Source organism: Bacillus sp. 2175 (assembly GCF_057812155.1).
In genome coordinates this window covers 2,924,932-2,946,456 of sequence record NZ_CM173819.1, presented here as the reverse complement: position 1 = coordinate 2,946,456, position 21,525 = coordinate 2,924,932, and the positions used below count along the sequence as shown (strand labels likewise).

Annotated in this window: 17 protein-coding genes and 1 pseudogene; 14 read left to right on the top strand and 4 right to left on the bottom strand. The window is 32.6% G+C overall.

From position 1 onward, the window contains the following. The first annotated feature begins 13 nt into the window (after positions 1–13). The gene (locus ACXKY9_RS15325; protein ID WP_001244672.1) at positions 14–2,695 is read left to right on the top strand and encodes a M4 family metallopeptidase; all 2,682 of its coding nucleotides are present in this window, start codon (positions 14–16) and stop codon (positions 2,693–2,695) included. A gap of 332 nt (positions 2,696–3,027) precedes the next feature. Here ACXKY9_RS15325 and ACXKY9_RS15320 read toward each other — a convergent pair whose 3' ends face one another. Beyond that, complete coding sequence (locus ACXKY9_RS15320; RefSeq protein WP_000162832.1) at positions 3,028–4,254, bottom strand: AraC family transcriptional regulator; 1,227 nt, start codon at positions 4,252–4,254, stop codon at positions 3,028–3,030. Between the two features lie 591 nt (positions 4,255–4,845). On the opposite strand from ACXKY9_RS15320, the gene ACXKY9_RS15315 reads away from it, so the two are divergent. The 8 genes from ACXKY9_RS15315 (at position 4,846) to ACXKY9_RS15280 (ending at position 14,493) form a co-directional block, all read left to right on the top strand. Next, positions 4,846–6,507 carry an LPXTG cell wall anchor domain-containing protein gene (locus ACXKY9_RS15315; protein WP_000719305.1) on the top strand — a complete coding sequence of 554 codons (1,662 nt, stop codon included), beginning with the start codon at positions 4,846–4,848 and terminating at the stop codon, positions 6,505–6,507. Between the two features lie 87 nt (positions 6,508–6,594). Further along, a complete protein-coding gene (locus ACXKY9_RS15310) occupies positions 6,595–7,398 on the top strand; it encodes a class C sortase (protein ID WP_003284325.1) in 804 nt (267 codons plus the stop codon). 147 nt (positions 7,399–7,545) lie between these two features. After that, positions 7,546–9,783 carry an MSCRAMM family protein gene (locus ACXKY9_RS15305; protein ID WP_001239480.1) on the top strand — a complete coding sequence of 746 codons (2,238 nt, stop codon included), beginning with the start codon at positions 7,546–7,548 and terminating at the stop codon, positions 9,781–9,783. Positions 9,784–9,939: 156 nt separating this feature from the next. Then, positions 9,940–10,503, top strand: a complete 564-nt coding sequence (locus tag ACXKY9_RS15300) for a class I SAM-dependent methyltransferase (protein WP_000225725.1) — start codon at positions 9,940–9,942, stop codon at positions 10,501–10,503. A gap of 281 nt (positions 10,504–10,784) precedes the next feature. Further along, positions 10,785–12,080, top strand: coding sequence for an IS21-like element IS232 family transposase (gene istA / locus ACXKY9_RS15295; protein WP_000275580.1), 1,296 nt, complete (start codon positions 10,785–10,787; stop codon positions 12,078–12,080). Beyond that, positions 12,070–12,822 carry an IS21-like element IS232 family helper ATPase IstB gene (gene istB / locus ACXKY9_RS15290; protein WP_000798699.1) on the top strand — a complete coding sequence of 251 codons (753 nt, stop codon included), beginning with the start codon at positions 12,070–12,072 and terminating at the stop codon, positions 12,820–12,822. The genes istA and istB overlap by 11 nt, the downstream gene beginning before the upstream one ends. Before the next feature lie 110 nt (positions 12,823–12,932). Further along, the gene (locus ACXKY9_RS15285; RefSeq protein ID WP_000559838.1) at positions 12,933–13,412 is read left to right on the top strand and encodes an SRPBCC family protein; all 480 of its coding nucleotides are present in this window, start codon (positions 12,933–12,935) and stop codon (positions 13,410–13,412) included. A 271-nt stretch (positions 13,413–13,683) separates the two neighbouring features. Continuing rightward, positions 13,684–14,493 carry a MerR family transcriptional regulator gene (locus ACXKY9_RS15280; RefSeq protein WP_000472633.1) on the top strand — a complete coding sequence of 270 codons (810 nt, stop codon included), beginning with the start codon at positions 13,684–13,686 and terminating at the stop codon, positions 14,491–14,493. A gap of 47 nt (positions 14,494–14,540) precedes the next feature. Here the strand turns inward: ACXKY9_RS15280 and ACXKY9_RS15275 are convergent, their stop codons facing one another. Further along, positions 14,541–14,714 carry a hypothetical protein gene (locus tag ACXKY9_RS15275; protein WP_003284328.1) on the bottom strand — a complete coding sequence of 58 codons (174 nt, stop codon included), beginning with the start codon at positions 14,712–14,714 and terminating at the stop codon, positions 14,541–14,543. Between the two features lie 54 nt (positions 14,715–14,768). Beyond that, complete coding sequence (locus tag ACXKY9_RS15270; protein ID WP_000029095.1) at positions 14,769–15,485, bottom strand: SDR family oxidoreductase; 717 nt, start codon at positions 15,483–15,485, stop codon at positions 14,769–14,771. Positions 15,486–16,080: 595 nt separating this feature from the next. Between ACXKY9_RS15270 and ACXKY9_RS15265 the strand changes: the two genes are divergently transcribed. Next, positions 16,081–16,875 (top strand): VOC family protein, encoded by a 795-nt coding sequence (locus ACXKY9_RS15265; RefSeq protein WP_000627926.1) that lies wholly within the window; start codon positions 16,081–16,083, stop codon positions 16,873–16,875. 45 nt (positions 16,876–16,920) lie between these two features. Here ACXKY9_RS15265 and ACXKY9_RS15260 read toward each other — a convergent pair whose 3' ends face one another. Then, entirely contained in the window at positions 16,921–17,328 is a 408-nt protein-coding gene (locus tag ACXKY9_RS15260; RefSeq protein ID WP_001117408.1) for a tautomerase family protein, read from the bottom strand. A 110-nt stretch (positions 17,329–17,438) separates the two neighbouring features. On the opposite strand from ACXKY9_RS15260, the gene ACXKY9_RS15255 reads away from it, so the two are divergent. From ACXKY9_RS15255 to ACXKY9_RS15240, 4 genes and pseudogenes are all read left to right on the top strand, one after another. After that, positions 17,439–18,311 (top strand): LysR family transcriptional regulator, encoded by an 873-nt coding sequence (locus ACXKY9_RS15255; RefSeq protein WP_000425263.1) that lies wholly within the window; start codon positions 17,439–17,441, stop codon positions 18,309–18,311. Positions 18,312–18,473: 162 nt separating this feature from the next. Beyond that, positions 18,474–18,701, top strand: a pseudogene (locus ACXKY9_RS15250) (aminoglycoside phosphotransferase family protein); the annotation flags it as partial. A 110-nt stretch (positions 18,702–18,811) separates the two neighbouring features. Next, positions 18,812–19,612, top strand: a complete 801-nt coding sequence (locus tag ACXKY9_RS15245) for an ABC transporter ATP-binding protein (protein WP_000845233.1) — start codon at positions 18,812–18,814, stop codon at positions 19,610–19,612. Continuing rightward, positions 19,597–21,480 (top strand): hypothetical protein, encoded by a 1,884-nt coding sequence (locus ACXKY9_RS15240; RefSeq protein WP_000248567.1) that lies wholly within the window; start codon positions 19,597–19,599, stop codon positions 21,478–21,480. The genes ACXKY9_RS15245 and ACXKY9_RS15240 overlap by 16 nt, the downstream gene beginning before the upstream one ends. Positions 21,481–21,525: the final 45 nt, after the last annotated feature.

Below are 21,525 nucleotides of genomic sequence, written 5' to 3'. Positions count from 1 at the left end.
CGAGGTAAATACCATGAGAAATAAAAAAGAAATAGCTATAGTTGCATTAACAACAGGATTTGTTTTAACAAGTGTAACACCATATAGAGTAGGTCATGCAGAGGAACCTGGTCAAATGCAAGTTGAAATTCAAGAGGATTCGTTCCGTACAGGTGATCTTACACAACCATCAAAAAAGGCGCCAGAGAATGTAGTGAAAGATGCACTTAAGGAAAATACGGAGCATGCTTTGTCTCCAAAACAAGTTAGTGCAGAAACAGGAGTAGATTACAAGGTTCTTCAAAAACGTGGTTCTTATGATGGAACTACACTTGTGCGCATGCAACAAATATATGAAGGAAAAGAAGTGTATGGCCACCAGTTAACTGCTCACGTAGATAAAAAAGGTATTATTAAAAGCATTTCAGGAGCTAGCGCACAAAATTTAACACAAGAAGATTTAAAGAAACCTATTAATTTATCAAAAGAAGAAGCGAAACAATATATTTATAAAAAGTACGGAAACGACATTAAATTTATTTCTGAACCAGAAGTTAAGGCGGTTATTTTTGTTGATGAAAATCATGGGCAGGCTAGCAATGCATATCAAGTTACATTTGCTGCTACAACACCAAATTATGTATCTGGAACTTATTTAGTGAATGCTCATAATGGCGATATGTTAAAAGATATGGTACAAGAATCAAGTTTGAAAATAAGTGAAGAGTATGTTGAATCCGTTAAGGAAAATAAAACTAGCAATTTCACATCATTAACTGGAACAGGAAAAGATGATTTAGGCGTAACTCGTACATTTGGTATTTCTAAACAGACCAGTGGGAATTATGCGCTTGCTGATTACACAAGAGGGCAAGGAATTGAGACATATGATGTAAATTATAGAGATATTACAAATGAAGAAAGTTATTATCCTGGCATACTAGCAACTAGCGCTTCAACAACATTTAATGATCCAAAGGCGGTAAGCGCTCATTTCTTAGCAACAAAGGTATATGATTTTTATAAAGAAAAATATAATCGTAATAGTTTTGATAATAAAGGAAAAAAAGTAGTTTCAGTTGTACATGCATGGGATTCTGGAGGAACAAATGATCCTGAAAATTGGGAGAATGCATTTAGTACTAATATTAATAACATCAGTATGCTTTTATATGGAGATCCTATGGTAAAAGCGTTCGATATAGCCGGTCATGAATTTACACACGCAGTTACATCAAGTGAATCTAACCTTGAATTCTCAGGAGAATCTGGGGCAATTAACGAGGCATTATCGGATATTATGGGAACGGCTATAGAGAAATACATAAATAATGGGGAATTTAACTGGACAATAGGAGAGCAAACTGGATCGACTTTTCGTAATATGAAAAATCCAACTGCAATTAATTTTTCAGAAGGACTACCGTATCCCGATGATTATAGTAAATATAATGATTTAAATGGAGAGGATTATGGAGGCGTACATTTTAATTCAAGTATTATTAATAAAGTTGCGTATTTAATTGCACAAGGTGGTACTCATAACGGTGTAAATGTAAATGGTATTGGTGAAGATAAAATGTTTGATATTTTCTATTATGCAAATACTGATGAATTAAACATGACTTCTGATTTCTCTGAATTGAAATTGGCATGCCTTAAAGTCGCAGCTAATAAATATGGAACGAACTCAATTGAAGTTCAAGCAGTCCAAAATGCTTTTGATGCGGCAAAAATTACAGGAACGGTGAAAGAAAACGAAAAAACAGCAGAAAACCAAGCTCCAGAGTTAACTGTACCGTTTACGATTACACTACGTGTAGGTGATACGTTTGATCCAATGAGAAATGTAAAAGCTGTTGATAAAGAAGATGGTGATTTAACAAATAAAGTAAAGCATAAAGGCGATGTAGATACTTCAAAACCAGGTACATACATTGTGGAATACTTGGTTGTTGATTCTCAAGGGGGGAATGCAACGGCTACACAGACTGTAATTGTAGAGGGAAATGGCGAAACATCAGATTTAGAACCTAAATTAACAGTGCCTGTTGGAGCGACAATTCATGTAGGAGATTCATTTGTTCCAATGGCAGAAGTATTAGCTATCGATAAAGAAGACGGTGATCTTACTTCTAAAATCAAAGTTGATGGTGAAGTAGATACAAATAAAGCCGGTACTTACGTATTAAAATACACAGTTACAGATTCAAAAGGCCATGAAGTAACGGCGAAGCAAACTGTAACGGTCAAAGTTAGAGAAGAAGTTAAAAATGATAAACCAATACTAAAAGTACCTGCTACAACTTCAATTACTGAGGGTGATCAATTTGATCCGTTGATAGGAGTATCAGCTACTGACAAAGAAGACGGTGACCTTACTTCTAAAGTAGCGTATGAAGGAACTATAGATACAAATAAAGCCGGTATTTATGAAATAATATATAGTGTAAGAGATTCCGTGGGTAATGAGGTAAATACGATACAAAAAGTATTAGTGAAAGATAAAGAAACTAGCAAACCTAATGGTCTTGCTAATAAGACAAATAACAATAATATCTCAAATAACAGTAATACCGATAAAAAAGAATATACATATAAGGAGCTGCCAAAGACGGGTGTAAGTACAACTAACAGTGCAGCAATCGGCATATTGATGATTATTGCAGGTACAGTACTCACTTTGATTCGCAAATTTAGAAAGATACAAAAATAATAGTAGGGATCATTCGTTTGAAGAAAAGAGTTCAGTATTCAAAAGAAATAAAGTAGAAAGTAAATAAAACGAAATATGGATTTTTTACTTATTAAGATTTTAATAGTTAAGCGGTACATTTGGCTTTTATAAAAATTTGCAGTTGGATACTATTCTGTCTACAGAACTATATTACATAAAAAACACGTTACTATTCTCATTAAAATAAAAGAATAGTAACGTGTTTTTTAATTTGAAAATAGTATAAATCCTATAGCTCATGAATATAGGAGTACTTCTAATTTGCCATTGATAAGTTACTGAAAACACTTTGTTTTAATGGAAGTGTCACTCTAAATGACAACATGAGATTTCCGGTATTTACCAGGTGTTTCATTGGTGAATTTTTTAAAAATTTTAGTGAAATAACTTTGATCGCTAAAATTAAGCGAAGCGCATATATCTGATAAGGGATAGGTGGTGAAAGTTAATAATTTCTTTGCTTCTTCGACTCGTTCACGTTGAATGTACTCAATTAATGAAATACCGACTTCTTTTTTAAATAATATAGATAAATAATCTGAATTCACATTTGCAAATTTAGCAAGTTGTTTAACAGATATTGGATTGTAAATATTTTTAAAAATGTAGTTTTTACAAATAGCAATAGTCTGTGAATGTTGCTGTGTTTTTTGTGCCTTTACACGGTCTGCAAAGGTACAAAAAGCATTTTTTAATAAATCCCAAACAGATTCTTTGTCTTTTAAATCTTCTGTTCTTTGAATATGTAAATCATAAATTTTGTAAGCAATCCCAGATGGAAGTCCCCCTTTTATCGCATATCTAGTAGCGAGCGTGATGGATGAAATACAAATGTTTTTATGACGTCTTAATTGATGGAATGAAGATAAAGATGAAAGAGTCTCTTGTTGGAATTCGTAATAATATTTGAGTACGGTTTCTTTATCCCCGTCTTCTATAGAACTAAGTAGTTGCTGCTCTATATATAAATTATGATAAATGGATTCGTCTTTTTGCATTGAAATATATACATCTTCGTTTAAGATGCTGCTATGACTTATATGAAGTGAGTCACTGTTATTTGAAAAGGTGCTTACATCTGAATTTTTTTTATAGAGAATGTTATAGAACAATATCGCTATATTTACAAAGAAATTTTGATCTTTGACTGACAATGAAAAATAATGGTCTCTTGTTCTTTTATAATTTGGAATAAAATTAAGGTTACTATCCGCTTTACTTGTAGAAAAATTTACATGTGTCAAGGGCCCAATAATAACAGTACCGTTCACCATATAATCGCTCTTTATGTGAATTAAAATAAAGTGCCCTAGATATTCGTGAGTTCTGAAGATGGGGGAATTATATGTATCATTTCTCTGAAAAAGCATATGTAACTGTTCTATTTTTGATGTATATAACGAATGTGAATCATTTTTGGATTTAAATTCTAAAAGAATATTTTTGTTACAATCTAAAAAACAAACTGGAATTTCGAAAGATTGAAAAAACATATTGCAAATGTACTCTATCTCAACTAGACTGAGTTTTTTAGTCATATTCTTCCTCCTTACAGTTATGCGTAATAGTTAAATAAACATATATTCCTTTTTCATAAGTAGATACGGAAAACCTTTATCAATAAAAAATATAAATAAAAGTTATAAACTTCTAAGAATAATACCATAATTTAACATGAATAGCACATATTATTTGAATATACAGGTAATAGTTTTGGACAGTAACGTAAAATATGAATCGTCACACTTATTTGTTGGTTATTACTTATATGTATTAAAAAATGATTAAGATTGGATTTTAAATAGGGATAGGAAGTGAGATATGAATAGATTGACAGTAAGTGACTAGTCGAAATTAGCAGTGAAAGCTATTATGTAACAAATGTAATGATTCTTGAAATAGGGATATACGTGTAATTTAGGGGAGAAAATTACATATATCATGTGGAGAGACAACGTAATAATAGAAGATAAGAAAAGTGAATAAGTGATTGTAAACAATGGATTGTTGGACGACTATGTTTTATGTTATTCGTTTAAATCTGATACTTGGCACACTATTGCTTTTAAGAAGGTAATAGTAATAAAGAAATTTTTAAAATGATAGAAGTAGTAAAGGGGATAAGAGAAATGAAAAAAATATTTAGTGTGCTTTTAGTGTTATTCTTAACATTTTCTACATGGTCTAGTGTATTAGTAAAGGCAGATTCACCATCTAAAGGTACTTTAACGATTCATAAGTATGAACAAGAAAAAGATGGAGCGCAGGGACTAGAAGGTGACGGTTCTGCAAATCAAGAGGTGCCAAAAGATGTGAAACCATTAAAAGGTGTAACGTTTGAAGTGAAAAGGGTTGCTTCTTTTGAAAAAATTTCAAACGATGGGAAAATCGTAAAAGAAGACGTGAAACCTGTAATGGGAGCCACTCCAAATCAAGTAGTAACAGATGATAACGGACAAGCTGTATTAAAAGATCTTCCGCTAGGACGTTATGAGGTGAAAGAAGTGGCAGGACCTCCACATGTTAATCTAAATCCCAATACGTATACAGTGGATATCCCATTAACGAATAAAGAGGGTAAGGTGCTAAACTATGATGTTCACATGTATCCCAAAAATGAGATTAAACGTGGTGCAGTGGATTTAATAAAAACTGGTGTAAATGAAAAAGCATTAGCAGGTGCAGTATTCTCTTTATTTAAAAAAGATGGTACAGAAGTGAAAAAAGAGTTAGTAACAGATGCTAATGGTCATATTCGCGTGCAAGGATTGGAGTATGGTGAATACTATTTCCAAGAAACAAAAGCTCCGAAAGGCTACGTAATAGATCCAACTAAACGTGAGTTTTTTGTTAAGAACTCCGGAACAATTAATGAAGATGGAACTATTACTTCTGGTACAGTAGTTAAAATAGAAGTGAAAAACAATGAAGAACCAACAATTGATAAAAAAATTAACGGAAAATTGGAAGCGTTACCGATAAATCCGTTAACTAATTATAATTATGATATTAAAACATTAATTCCAGAAGACATTAAGGAATACAAAAAATATGTGGTAACAGATACTTTGGATAATCGTTTAGTGATTCAAGGAAAGCCAATCGTGAAAATTGATGGAGCAGAAGTAAATGCAAACGTTGTTGAGGTAGCTATAGAAGGTCAAAAAGTAACAGCTACAGTAAAAGATTTCACAAAATTAGATGGTAAAAAAGAATTTCATTTGCAAATTAAATCCCAAGTAAAAGAAGGAGTACCATCTGGTTCGGAAATTTTAAATACAGCAAAAATACATTTTACAAATAAAAATGATGTAATTGGAGAAAAGGAATCTAAACCTGTAGTTGTTATTCCGACAACTGGAATAATTGAGTTAACAAAAATTGATAGTGCTAATAAGAATAAATTAAAAGGTGCAGAGTTTGTACTTAAAGATAATAATGGAAAAATAGTTGTCGTAGCAGGAAAAGAAGTAACAGGTGTATCAGATGAAAATGGTGTTATTAAATGGTCTAACATTCCATATGGAGACTATCAAATTTTTGAAACGAAAGCACCAACATATACAAAAGAAGATGGTACAAAAGCATCTTATCAATTATTAAAAGACCCCATTGATGTAAAGATTAGTGAAAATAATCAAACGGTTAAATTGACGATTGAAAATAATAAAAGTGGATGGATTCTTCCGGTAACGGGTGGCATAGGAACGACTCTTTTTACTGTAATAGGCCTTACGTTAATGCTTACAGCGGCATTTGTTTTCTTTAGAAAAAAGTTTGCTAGAAATTAAGATTTTAGGAACATGTAACTATGGGAAAAGGGGAGAAGCAAAATGCTTCCCTCTTTTCGATATTTAAGCATATACAGAGGTGGAAATATGAAACGAAATCTTGTTTTGGGGGGTATTTTTTTATTTGGATTAGGTATTTTTTTATATCCTACTATTAGTAATTGGTTGGCGACTCGTGCACATTATTCTGAGATTAGCTCTTACGATAAGAAGATTAAAGCATTACAAAAGAAAGAAGTCGAACGTAGGGAAAAAGAAGCAGCCGAATATAATAAACAAGTTCAAACTTCTGCGAAAACATTTACAGATCCATTTTCTGAAAAAAAAAGTAATCATCAAGCGTATGCTGATGTGTTAAATTTAGGAGATGTAATGGGGTATATTGAAATATCGAAAATTAATATAAAACTGCCAATCTATCAAGGGACCTCTGAGGAAGTATTGGGTCGCGGGATAGGTCATTTAGATTTTTCTTCGCTCCCGGTAGGTGGAGAAAGTACGCATACTATTTTAACAGGGCATCGTGGTTTACCATCAGCAAAATTATTTACAGATTTAGATAAGTTGAGCAAAGGAGATCTTTTTTATATTCATTCTTTAGACAAAGTTCTTGCTTATAAAGTAGATCAAATTAAAGTAGTGTTACCACATGAAACGGACGATCTACAAATTGTAGAAAATAAAGATTATACAACTTTAATTACGTGTACGCCTTATGGAGTAAACACCAATAGATTGCTAGTTCGAGGTGAGCGCGTGGAGTTAAACAAGAAAGAAAAACAAAAAGTGAGTACAGAGATATTTATATTTAATAAGTGGACTGTAATAGTTACAATCCTATTGTTATGTGTGCTTCTAGTCGTAATTTATAAGAAAAAGTTAACTCGATAGAATGTATTTATCCTGCATTAATGGGAAGTGGGACCGGAAATTCAAAGATAAGTAAAGACGGTATATAGGGGATGAAGTAAATCATCATTAATAAAAATTCATTTTATTCGATTATAAAAAAATACGGTAAAGGTGGGAACAAAGGAATTGAGGCTACGATTAAAGCTGGTAAGTATTCATTTTATTGTTTTGTTAATGTTAAGTGTAAGTTTTGTCGTATATGTACCAAAAGAAGCATATGGTTCCACGACTACCTTAGAAGGTCTAGGAGATATATCGCGTTATAATGCTGTTGTCTTTGGTAACCATAAAGCAATAGGTGGCGACATTGAAGGAGCAATTGCAGTTCAAGGTGATATGGATGCATCGGGGTATACGATTGTAGGTGCAGCAGCAGGAACATCTAATATAGTAGGTGAAAAATGGGTTGATGAGGGATATCCGTCCTTGTTATTGTCTGGAAAACTAAAAAAATCAAGAGAAGAATCTTTTATCATTCAAAACGGAATAGTCGTAATGACAAAAGAGAGTGATCCAGATCGCATCATACAATCTTCTTATGATCGTATCGTTTATAAAGAAAAACTAGAAATTGACGCGAAATTTAATGAATTTCGCAATATAGTGAACCAAGTTAGTAAAAATGCAGGTCAATATAAAACGAATACCCCAATTCCAAATATGAGTCATGGAATCGGAAAAGATATAAACAATCCTAATATTTATGTTTCATCAGAATTGACAGGGAAAATCAGTGTAGATATAAGAGATGTATTTTTGCCCAATGCTAAGGACAAAGATTTTATTGTAATGTATTCAGATGCAATAGAGGTTACATTTAAAAATGGGTCTATTCTATATGACACGAACAATATTGGAAAGGCTACAGATATAGTTCCTACATCACAACCATATTCGCCTAATTCCCCGTTTACTGAGCTATATGGGAAAATGATTTGGGTTTTTCCAAATGCGAAAAAAATTACAACAGAGGGATATGGTGTAGTTGGGAGTGTGTTTGCTCCCAATGCTGTATTAGAAACAAAAGGCGGTTCGATTAATGGACAAGCATTTGTTGGTGCGGTACAACAAACTGGTGGATTTGAGTTTCACAATTTCAAATTTAACTGGAAACATTGGAACAAGCCTAGTACAGGAAAAGTAAAAATAAAAAAGGTTGATAGTAATAATGATAATAAAAAATTGGTGGGAGCAAAGTTTAAAATTGAAGATTTAAATGGGAAAATAGTTGGAGAACTAGTAACAAATGAAGAAGGAGAAGCGATATCAAAAGACTTACCAATAGGAAACTATACTTTAGTGGAAAAAGAAGCACCTAAAGGTTACGAATTATCAAAAGATAAAATAGCTGTAAAAGTAGAGAAAGATGCAGAAGTAGAAATTAAAATAGGAAATAAGAAATTGCCAGATCCAATGGGAAAAATGAAGCTTGTGAAAGTAGACATAAGTGATAAAAATAAAAAGCTAGCAGGAGCAAAGTTTAAAATTGAAGATTTAAATGGGAAAATAGTTGGAGAACTAGTAACAAATGAAGAAGGAGAAGTAATATCAAAAGACTTACCAATAGGAAACTATACCTTAGTGGAAGTAGAAGCACCTAAAGGTTACGAATTATTAAAAGATAAAATAACTGTAAAAATAGAAAAAGATGCAGAAGTAGAAATTGAAATAGGAAATAAGAAATTGCCAGATCCAATGGGAAAAATGAAGCTTGTGAAAGTAGACATAAGTGATAAAAATAAAAAACTAGCAGGGGCAAAGTTTCATATAGAAGATGCAAAAGGAAAAGTAGTTGGAGAGTTAATAACAGATGAAAAAGGAGAAATAATATCAAAGGACTTACCAATAGGAAACTATACCCTAGTGGAAATAGAGGCACCTAAAGGTTATGAATTATTAAAAGATAAAATAGCTGTAAAAATAGAAAAAGATACAGTAGTAGAAATTAAAATAGAAAATAAGAAATTGCCAGATCCGACTGGGCAATTTGAAATTGAAAAAGTTGATGATAAGGATAGTGAATTAAAGCTAAAAGGCGCTGTATTTCAAGTGTTAGATAAAGAAGGGAAAGAACTTAGTAGATTAATAACGGATGAAAAAGGAAAGGTAATTTCCAACCAATTAGCAATTGGTAAGTATACGATTAAAGAAATAAAAGCACCGAACGGATACATGTTACTTAGAGATCCAATAGAAATAGAAATTACAGAAGCAGTAAAGAAACAAAAAATAACAGTGAAAAATGCGAAGAATAATTGGGTAATTCCTAATACTGGTGGGAGCGGAACAACAATTTTTTACGTAATTGGTATTATGCTAATGTTTGGTGTGCTATATTTCTGTAAGAAAAATCGTATATTATGAACTGATTTTATAGAGTTAGACAGATTGTTGCGTTAGAGAGTTTTTAGGGCATGAGTTCGGTATTGTACTGGACTCATGTTACTACATTTGTTGAAGGAGGAAGGATAATAGTAAACATAGAATATATTAATGAATTAAAATGTTTAAGAGGTGAACATGGTGGCAATAAAACAAGACGAAATTAAAGTAGTTGTCGGAGCTGGAGTGTTTAATAATAATCCAGGCTGGATTCAAACGCAAGAAGATGAACTTAACTTACTAGATAAAGCTACGTGGGAAGAAAGATTTGAATACAACTCTATTTCAGCTATTTTAGCTGAGCATGTATGGGAACACCTTACTTTTGAAGAAGGTGTAAGAGCAGCTGAAATCTGTTATGAATTTTTAAAACCATCTGGTCATATTCGGTGCGGAGTCCCTGATGCATTCTTTCAGGATGAGGTATATCAAAATATAGTTCAAATAGGGGGACCCGGTCCGAAAGATCATCCAGCAGCAAGTCATAAAATCGTTCATAATTATAAAACATTAACGAAAATGTTTGAAACTGCTGGATTCGAGGTAGTTTTACTTGAATATTGTGATGAAAATGGTCAGTTTTATTACAACGAATGGGATGCAAACGACGGTGTTATTTTCCGTTCGAAAAGGTATGATTCTAGAAATAAAGGCGATAAACTTGGTTTTCCATCGCTAATTGTTGATGCGATTAAGCGCTAATCATTCAACCAAAAAAGGAGTTAATCCTATGATTTCATAAGTCGCAAATGCGGCTTTTTTATTTGTACGTAAATCTATATTTAATTTTCAATACTATATAACTCGATTTAGAAAATATTTAAGTTTTTCTCAGCGTCATTCACTTTAAATTAACACTTCGTTGACATAAATATTTATTTTATATTTATATTATAAATGCTAACTTAAATATGTACATTAACGCTTGAATAAATATGTACATTTTCAATTGGATTCTCCATACTGACTCTGAGGTGGTTAGTATGTATATTAAGCTAGATATTCAAACAGAATTTGAGGTTAAAAGTCTTTCAGACTTACCAAATTTTAAAAAACTAATGGGGAACTTAAAAATGAAGATAAATAAAAGTCAATTAGCCAGAGAATTGAATGTGGATCGGCGTACCATAGATAAGTATTTGAATGGTTTTACACCAAAAGGGACAAAAAATAAAACATCGAAAATCGATACATATTATGAAGTGATTGCAGCTCTTTTATCTAGTGATTCTAAACAAATCTTCTACTACAAACGAGTGTTATGGCAGTATCTAACAGACAATCACGGTTTAAAATGTTCACAGTCTGCATTTCGTGCTTATATTAATAGAAAGCCTGAATTTAGAACATATTTTGATGAGGGGAAGCGTATTTTATCAGGTCATTCAGTGGGTGTCCGTTATGAGACACCTCCAGGAGAACAAGCTCAATTAGATTGGAAAGAAAGCATACGATTTGAAACCAAAAGTGGCGAAATCGTATATGTGAATGTAGCTGTACTTTTATTGTCCTACTCGAGATTTAAAGTTTTTCATTTGAATATTTCAAAATCACAAAGTGTTTTAATGTCATTTATGACAGAGGCATTTGAAATGTTTGGTGGTGTACCGAAGGTAATTGTCACGGATAATATGAAGACGGTAATGGATGAAGCTCGAACAGAACACTTTACAGGAACGATTAACAATAAGTTTGCCCAATTCGCTCAAGATTTTGGATTTAAGGTACAACCTTGTATCGCAGGGCGACCAAATACCAAAGGGAAAGTAGAAGCGCCAATGAAACTTCTAGACGAAATTCATGCTTATCAAGGAAGATTCACTTTTGAAGAATTACATGAATTTGTGCAAAAATTATGTGCAAGAATTAATCAAACATTTCATCAAGGGACTGGTAAGATTCCAGTGTTTGCCCTAAAACAGGAAAAGAATCTCCTACAACCACTCCCGAAGAGCGCGATAAGAGATTCCTATATGATTAAGCATAAACTTGTAAAAGTTAATACATCAGGCATGATATCTTACAAATCGAATCAATACTCAGTTCCAGCTGAATATCAAGGTAAAACCGTCGGTTTACAAGTATATGATAATCAAATATATGTTTATCATAACATGAAGTTAATTGTACAACATAAAATCAGCCAATCTAAGCTCAATTATAAAGAAGAACATTATAAAAAAGCATTGGCTAAGTCACTACCTAAATATCCGAACATTGACAATTTGGCGAAACAAAATTTATCAGTAATTGGTGAGGTATATAGAAATGAAGAATAGCTATCAACAATTAACAACAAACCTAGAGTATTTAAAATTAAAACAAATGGCACAACATTTAGGTGACGTAGTCGATTTTAGCATTAATAATGAATTATCCTTCGTAGAGACACTTGTTAAACTGACAAACTATGAGATTGATGTACGAGAACAAAATATGATTCATTCTATGGTGAAAATGGGCGCATTTCCTCATAGAAAGGAGGTTGATGAGTTTGATTTCGAATTCCAGCCGAGTATTAATAAACAACAAATCTTAGATTTTATTTCTCTACGTTTCTTAGAGCAACAAGAAAACATAGTATTTTTAGGACCTAGTGGTGTTGGTAAGACCCATTTGGCCACGTCTATTGGTATAGCAGCAGCTAAAAAGCGAACAAGTACTTATTTTATTAAATGTCATGATTTACTTCAAAATTTAAAACGTGCCAAGATTGAGAATCGCCTAGAATCTCGTTTAAAGCACTATACAAAATACAAATTACTTATTATTGATGAAATTGGGTACTTGCCTATTGATCCGGAGGATGCAAAATTATTCTTTCAATTAATCGATATGCGTTATGAAAAGCGTAGTACCATCCTAACGACCAATATCAACTTCAAGTCTTGGGACGAAGTATTCCAGGACCCTAAACTCGCCAATGCCATACTAGATCGTGTCTTACATCATGCCACGGTGGTCAGTATTGTAGGACAATCCTATCGAATTAAAGATCATTTTAGCAAAGAAAATGATTGATTTTGTACATGCTTAAACAAGCGAAAATGTACATGTTTATCTTGACATTTACATTTATATTCGTGTAAAATAAAATGAGAACATATATTCTATATAAGGAGGCAATCAAAATGATAGCTGAAATTGGGAAACTAAATGATGGATATATTGTGAAATTTGAACGCCAATTTCCATATACGGCAGAAGAAGTTTGGTCTGTATTAACAGAAAACAGTAAGCTGAAAAAATGGATGTCCAATTTACAGATTGAAAGCCTTAAAACGGGTGGAATAATAAAGTTCGACATGATGAACGGTTCATTCATAAACATTGATATTTTAGAGTGTCAAGTAAACTCAGTACTTGAATTTACTTGGGATAAAGATCGTGTCCGATTTGAAATACATAAAGAGGAAAATGGTACTCTTTTATTCCTTAAAGAGTACATTCATGAATTAACAGATCATACACCGAGAGATATAGCTGGTTGGCATATTTGTTTAAATCTTTTTTCTTACGTTTTAGAAGGAGAAGAGAAAGAATTTTCTAAAGATGAATGGCAACAGTGGTTTGAAATATACAAGGATAAGATTCATGAAGTGAGAGGATAATTGCATAATAGGTAATATTCATTATGTAATTATTATATTGCAAATATGTTTTTAATGAGAAATAAGAATAGAGGTTCATATGAAGGTAAATCAATTGATTGCTAGTCGCGATCGAATCAATTAGTGAATTTTTATAACCTAAAGAAGGAAGAGGATATAAAAGTAAATAAAGAAATATAATTCAAACGTTATAAACAGTTGACTCTCACACAATGTCATTGTTTAAGATAAAGTTGAGCTTCAAAGTAGATGTAACTTATAGGAGGAAATCATGTTTAAAATAGGGGATTTTTCAAAACTATCTTCCATTAGTATACGAATGTTGAGACACTACGATAAAGTGGAATTACTACAACCAGTAAAAGTCGATGAGCAGAGTGGATATCGATTTTATTCAGCAGACCAATTAAAAAAAGTAAATCAAATTCAAACGTTAAAAGCTATGGGGTTTAATATTGCTACCATCAAAGAAATAATAGAATGCGATAATATAGATACCATAAAAGAGCAATTTTTAAATCGTAGTGCTCAAATTAAAGAAGACATGAATAACCTCCAAAAACAATTACGTCTCCTCGAAGACTCAATGAAAACGATGAGAGAGGATGTTGTTGAGATGAATTATCATGTTTCAATAAAAGAAATTCCAGAAAGAACTGTAGCTAGTGTTAGAAAGATTATTCCATCGTATAATTGCGAAGGTGATTTATGGAGTGTATTAATGCAAGAAATTCAAATGGAAAATATTAGCATTGCCCAACCGAGTTATAGTATTGCGGTTTTCCATGATCGTGAATACAAAGAAAATGATGTAGATATAGAAATACAGCTAAGTATTCTAGGTAAGCACGAAAATACAAAAGACGTTACATTTAAAAATATGGAATCGACTAATGTAGCTTCTATAACAGTTAATGGAAGTTATGAACAGATGACAGCTGTAAATGAGGCTGCGGCAAAATGGATTGAGACAGAGGGTTACAAATTAGCAGGCCCGATGTTTAATATTTATCATGTGAGCCCAGCGATGGAATCCGATCCTAATAAGTGGGTTACAGAAGTTTGTTATCCAGTTAAATGAAGATAAAGAAAAAAGGCATTATTTATATGCCTTTTTTCTTTATAAACTTATCCATAAATATCAAGATAAATTACTTCTTGATTTGATTCGTCAACTACTAGCACAATTTTATTTGCAAATGTACAAAATGAGCGGATTATAATGGATTCCTTTAATGAATCTTCTAAAAACCAACCTGTTGGTAATAAAGAAATGCAACCATTTTTTGGAAATTTCAGCAATGTTTACATTAGCAACAAAAGCCACCGTAATAAGGGGCTTTTGTCTTAAATAATTTAATGATATGTGTACCCTCCATCTGGAAATAATACATTACCCGTAGTAAAACTATTTTGCATTAAATATAGAACAGTATGTGCAATTTCATTATTATGGCCAGGCCTTTTTACAAGAGAAAGAGATTTATAAGATTCATAAGCAGCTAGTCTATTTTCGTTTTGTTCATTCTCTCTTTGTATCGTTCCAGGAGAAACAACATTAACTCTTATAGGAGCTAATTCAACAGCTAAAGCTTTCCCTAAGCTTTCAATAGCCCTATTACAAGCTCCGTAAGCAGGCGCACCTTTAATTGGTCTTTGACTAAAGGCACCGGACATTAACACGATCGATCCAGAGTTTGAAAGAAAAGGGATGGCATATTTTACGGCATAATATTGAGGCCAAAACTTTCCGATGAAGCTACTTTCAGCAATTTCCTCTGTAGAGGTAATTGGTCCAAGTGTGTAAGAGGCTCCGGGTGTGAATAAATGATCAAAGTTCCCAACTGTCTTGAAAAAATTTTGTAATTGCTCTTTATTTTGATTATCCAATACGTAAGTGTGGAGATGATTGCTATTTATTAATTTTTTAGCAATCTTTAATTTTTCTTCCGAACGCCCTGCAATAATAATATGTGCACCTTGTTTAATTGCTTGTGTTGCCGTTGCTAATCCAATACCAGAACTCCCGCCAATGATAACAATACGCTTATCTTTTAATGTAGTAATAGACATATTTTAGCCACTCCTTTAATAAAAAACTTTAGAATATAACTTATGCTTTTATTATTCGCTAAAAGGGATCAAGTGAAAAGTACGCACTTTGTATGTACATAGTCGCAAATTTCGTACTAATCGCTATTTACGCGGATAAGTAATAAGAAAAATTGCTAAATATGGTTTATCCCGCATTAACGGGCAGTAAAACTCTCACCTCAAAGTTAGGAAAATGCGAGGAAGTTAGGTGAGAGATCAACTGCCCGTAAACGCCCGATTGGTTCAACTAATAAAAAGATTTATGATTATTGCTGTAAAATCTTAATGTATTTTATTGTAAAAGCTGCTTTTCGTTTAAGGAAAGGCAGCTTTTTTATATGGAAATAATGCAGGGGAAACTTAAAAAAATAAAAATAAGTAAAGTGTTAATCAAAAAAATGAAATATGGAGCATAATTGTTTTGAAACATTACTGTACTAGCAATGAAAGAAGCTAACATATTCATACTAAAGTTGTAGTTTCTATATAAAAAATCCATCCTTCCGTTTGATTTTATCTATTTATAAGTGTAATACAATACGAATAGATAATAAGAAATGAGGGAGAATGTAAAGTGATTACACATATATCAGATATAAAACTACAAACGGTTTCCATAGAAGGGGTAAAACAAGTGTATAAGGACATATTATCTTTTCCAATAAAAAAAGAAACAGCATCCTTCATTCAATTTGAAGTAACACCTTATACAACAATTAGTTTTCAAGAAGTGTATGAACCAATTGCACCTGCACATTTTGCTTTTGAAATCCCATATTCAAAATTTCATGAAACAGCAAGATGGCTTGAGGAGTCTGGATTACTCATTGCGAAATGGAAAGATGGTCATACAATTGATGAAGAGGATGGTCGATTCAATTTATACTTTAAAGACGGAGATGGAAATCTACTCGAAATTATCGCGCATAGTTATGTTAAAGAAGATGTATTAGTACCGCAGTCACCTTTAAACATTTTATATGTAAGGGAAATTGGTCTTCCTGTTAAAAGTGTACCTATTTTTAGGGAATGGCTGAAATCAAATCTAAATATGAAAACGATGGAAGACGGGGATATTTTTAACTTTGTAGTTGGTGGCACTGCTTATGTCGTCGCAACTTGGTGGCAGCGACCTTGGATTCCAATCGCGATGAAAGCTTTACCACCGAAAGTTCATGTTTCTTTCGGAACAGCGGATCTCGCATTTTTACAGCGAATCCAAATTAACTTTAAGAAAAATAATGTGCCATTTGAATGTAAACATAATGAAGTGTCATTTATTGTGCAGGGATATTCATTTTCTATTGTGTATACACCAGAGTTTCATTCCAATATTCCTAGCAAAATAAACTTACCGCTTTCTATATAGTTATAGAAAGCGGTAAGTTTATTTTGTTTTAAGGAAAATTAAAGTCTAGTTATTATGTTGATTTAACATTTGGGCTATTCCTTGACCAAATGACCAATTCTCCATAGGTGTCTCGTGTAGTGTAATGAAAACATCAGCAGTAGAGATTTGTAAAGTATTAGCTGTACTAGTGGCTATAGCTTTATATAAATCTTTTTTTTGATTAATTGTTCTCCCAGGTCCACATGTAATAGAAATATAAATCATATTATTGGATCGTTTTAATGAACCTTCTAAAAGATAAGATGAATTATAAAAAAGTTGATGAGAAGGATAAGGTAAAAACATTTGAAAATAATCATTTTCGGGAATATTGAAATGTTCAATTAACGAATGGTGAATTTGATTGCTTACATTTTTTAATAACTTATTATCGGATAATTTTTCAGGATGATAAACAGTGACAAATGGCATAATAGAGGACTCCTTTCCTTTTGATTTTATTTTACTTCCAATATTTCCATTTGTATAATTGAAAATATATTAACGAATTATCAATAAAATCGATGAAGATGGTGTATGAAATGGAAATGAAAGAGTTACTTACATTTAAAAAAATTATTGAAGAAGGAACGTTTTCACAAGCTGCTAAACAATTAAACTATGCACAATCAACAGTAACAACACATATAAAAAAGCTGGAAAATGAAATTGGTTTTCTGTTATTTGAAAGAGGATGGGATGCAAGATTAACAGAAGAAGGAAAACTTTTTGCAGAGGAAGTAGAAAACTTAGTAACACATTGGGAATATTCTATAACTCAAGCACAACGTATTAGTAATGAAGAAAAAGGGAGTTTGAGAATAGGCCTATTAGAATCCGTTGCTAAAAGGTTAATACCAATAATATTAAAGTTTTTAAATGCTGAAAAACCATATATACATTGTGATTTTGTAGTGGGAAATACAGCACTTTTATCAGAAATGATAGAACATAATAAGATTGATTTTGCGGTGTGCGGAAATAATGAAAATAAATCAAAGGTACAATTCACCCCAATATGTGATGAACAGATTGAATTTATAGTGAATAATCCCGAGCATCCTTTGTTACAAAAAGAATCCGTTGAAGCATTTGATATTATAGATTATCCAGTTATTGTAGGAGAAAGTAATTGTTATTCGTATCAATCTGTAAGTTCTCTCCTAGCGAAAAATAATTTATTTTTTAAAAGAGTTTATAATTGTAGTGCTTTAAACCTCATTCCAGAAATGCTTTTTGAAAATGTGATAGGAATTATCCCGAAAGGTACAATTTTGAATGAAGAAATACTATCTTTTAAGATTAAGGACTTTAATTCTAAAATCCCGATTGGTATATTAATTTCTACTAAAAATAACAATTATTTAAGTCAAACGAAACAAAAAATTATCAACATCATTAAAGTCGCCCTATAATTATGCTGAAAAATTATATGGCTGTTTTCGATACGTACTTTTCTTTTAGCATTTCAGAGATTTTTGTAATAATAGGATTTATGTGAGTAGAAGGATTTCCTAACATTGCAGTGAATTTAAAATAGGGGTGTAGAATACTATATGGTTTAAGGAGGGTGAAACTTGAACTTAGGTGAGCCAATGGCTAAAGGAAATACAGCGGAAATTTATCTGTATGATAATAAGATTGTGAAGTTATTTAAAGAATATCTTCCAGGTACAGAGTCTATGAATGAAGCAAAAAAACAAAAATATGCTTATTCATGCGGGCTGCCAGTTCCAAACGTATTTGAAGTGACAAAGATACACGATAGACAGGCAATTATTATGGAATACGTAAAAGGTGTCAGCTAATAACAATGAATTGCTAAATAAATTAATGCTTCAGTATTGTAATTAAATGAGTAAAATTATTGGATTTTGTTTACAAAGAATATAGTAGTAAAAAAGGAGTCTGTTTTATGAAAACTGATGAATCGATTTCATTGAATACCGAATTTGAGAAATCCGCTCCTGCGCTACAACTTTCGAAATTACATAAGCGATTCGGTGAATTTATTGCAGTAAATTGTATTGATTTAACTATTCCAAGTGGTTCTTTTTATGGAGTTGTTGGACCTAACGGAGCAGGAAAAACTACATCTTTATCAATGGCTGTTGGTTTGTTACGACCGGATGGCGGAAACGTTAAAGTTTTTGGGATTGATGTTTGGAGTAATCCAAAACAAGCTAAAACGTTGATTGGAGTATTACCAGATGGATTGGCTTTACCAGAAAGACTTACTGGTCGCGAATTATTAACATATATGGGGTTGTTAAGAGGAATAGATGCCAATGAAGTTGCTCAGCGGGCAGAAGAATTACTTGCAGTATTAGAGTTGAATAATACTGAGGGGACTTTAGTTATTAATTATTCTACTGGTATGCGTAAAAAACTCGGCCTTGCACTTGCACTTCTTCATGCGCCAAAATTACTCGTTCTCGATGAACCGTTTGAGGCGGTAGATCCTATTTCTGCAACTACTATTAAAAAGATTTTACAGAAATTTGTTAGTTCAGGTGGTTCTGTAGTATTTTCTAGTCACGTCATGGCATTAGTTGAACAACTTTGTGACCACGTTGCAATTATTTCGAAAGGGGGAGTACTTTCATCTGGAAAGATGGAAGATGTTTGTGGTGAAGAAAAACTAGAGGATATTTTCATTCGATTAGTAGGTAAACCCGCCGCTAAAGGAGGGGAATTGTCTTGGTTAATGTTTTAATTCAAATGAAGTTATCAATACTTAAACATTCAATGAATCGTGGCAGGGCAGTTCTATTTATTATGACAGGATTAGTTGGTTTGTTGCTAGCAATTGGAACTATTCTACTTTTTTCTTTTTATCCAACAGAACAAAATATATCAAAAAGCATTCTATATGTAACATTCGCCATTTGGACAGTAGGATGGATTATAGGTCCGATGCTTACTGGAGGAGACGAAATATTACGCCCTGAATATTTTGTGTTGCTTCCGCTCAATTCTTATAAACTAGCTAGGATGCTTCTCGGTGTAACTTTTATAGGAGTAGGACCACTGGTTAGTTTTTTAGCTTTTATAGGATTATTAATTTATGCAGCTAGAATTAGCATATATGCGATTATAGTAGCAGTTCCAGCAATTATTTTGCAGTTAGTTTTTGTAGTATTGTTATCCAAAGTAATAGTTAGTATTATGGGTGAGGCGATGAAATCAAGAGTCGGTATGGAAATGGGAGCGATGTTCATTGGTTTCATCATTGCATTTCTAAATGTCGGCTGGTATGCACTTCCTGTAATCAATAGAATCATATTTAGTGATACTACGCTATTTTACATGATTCCATCTAGTTGGACGATACTTGCTGTAGAGTACGCTAGTCAATCTAATTGGTTATTAGCTTTTATTTTCTTAGGTACAATAACAATATTTTGTGGGTTTCTTTTATTTATATGGACTATATTATTGACTAGACGTAAAGAGATAGATTCAAAAAAAGTTCAAGTGAAGATTATTAATAAGCATTATAGAAAGGCTTTTAAAATCTTTTTTGAAACTAAAATAGGAGCTGTTATAACTAAGGAACTTAAAAGTTGGAGAAGAGATCCACAACGAGGCCGTTTCCTGCGAATGGGCATATGGATAGGTGTATTTTATGGGATTTTAGTTACGATTGCTAATATACCTTACTTAATGCCTTGGGCGGGGGGAATTATGGTTGTATTTACAGGTATGTTTGCTTGTAATTTATATGGTTTCGATGGAAGCGCGTTATGGTTAACGTTGGTGACACCTGGCGCAGAAAGGATTGACGTGCGTGGCCGCCAATTAGCTTGGTTGATAGCTATTGGTCCTGTGGCAATTTTAACTACAATAATTTTCACTTTTTCTAGCGGACTTACTTTCGTTTATCCATGGGTATTTGCAGTAGTCCCAGCTTTACTTGGTGGGGCAGTCGGCCTTATTGTCTTATTTTCTGTAGTTAATTTAATTCCAATTACTGATCCACATTGCCGTGGAAGAGGAACGATAATATCTGGTGACGATATGAATGCGAGTAAAATGTTTATAACCACGTGGCTCATGCTGTTGATGGTGCTAGTAACAACGATACCTTCGTTACTAGTTATATGGTTGGGGACATCATTACATATACAATTCATACAATGGTTAGGTGTACCGACTGGGGCTTGTACGGGAGTGTTTTTAGCATGGCTATTTGGGCGTATCGCTTACAAAAAACTTGAAAGAAATGGCCCTGAGTTGCTATTTGAAATGAAAAGTGGGATGAAAATTAACAGTGATAATTACAAAAAGAAAATTCGTAATAAAGAAATGGAATTACCGAAGAAAAAACTTGCCGTTGTTATTCTTCTTGTGTTTATGGGAATCTTTTTCTTGGTGCACCAAAGTATAGTGCCGATTGTCTTTGAAATATTTGATGTGGATGAAAGAGTCCGTCTATTTTTTCTTCCGCGCTACCTTCCTCATATTGCCCGCATTCCTGTAAGTATCATTTTCGCTGTACTAGGTATAGTGTTTTTGTATAAAGCCATATTAATTAAGAAACAGCACGTAAAAGAATCACAACTAATAAAAGATGATATGTAAAACATTACCAATCGGTCAAGTTTTTAGCGGATGTTGTTCAACTAT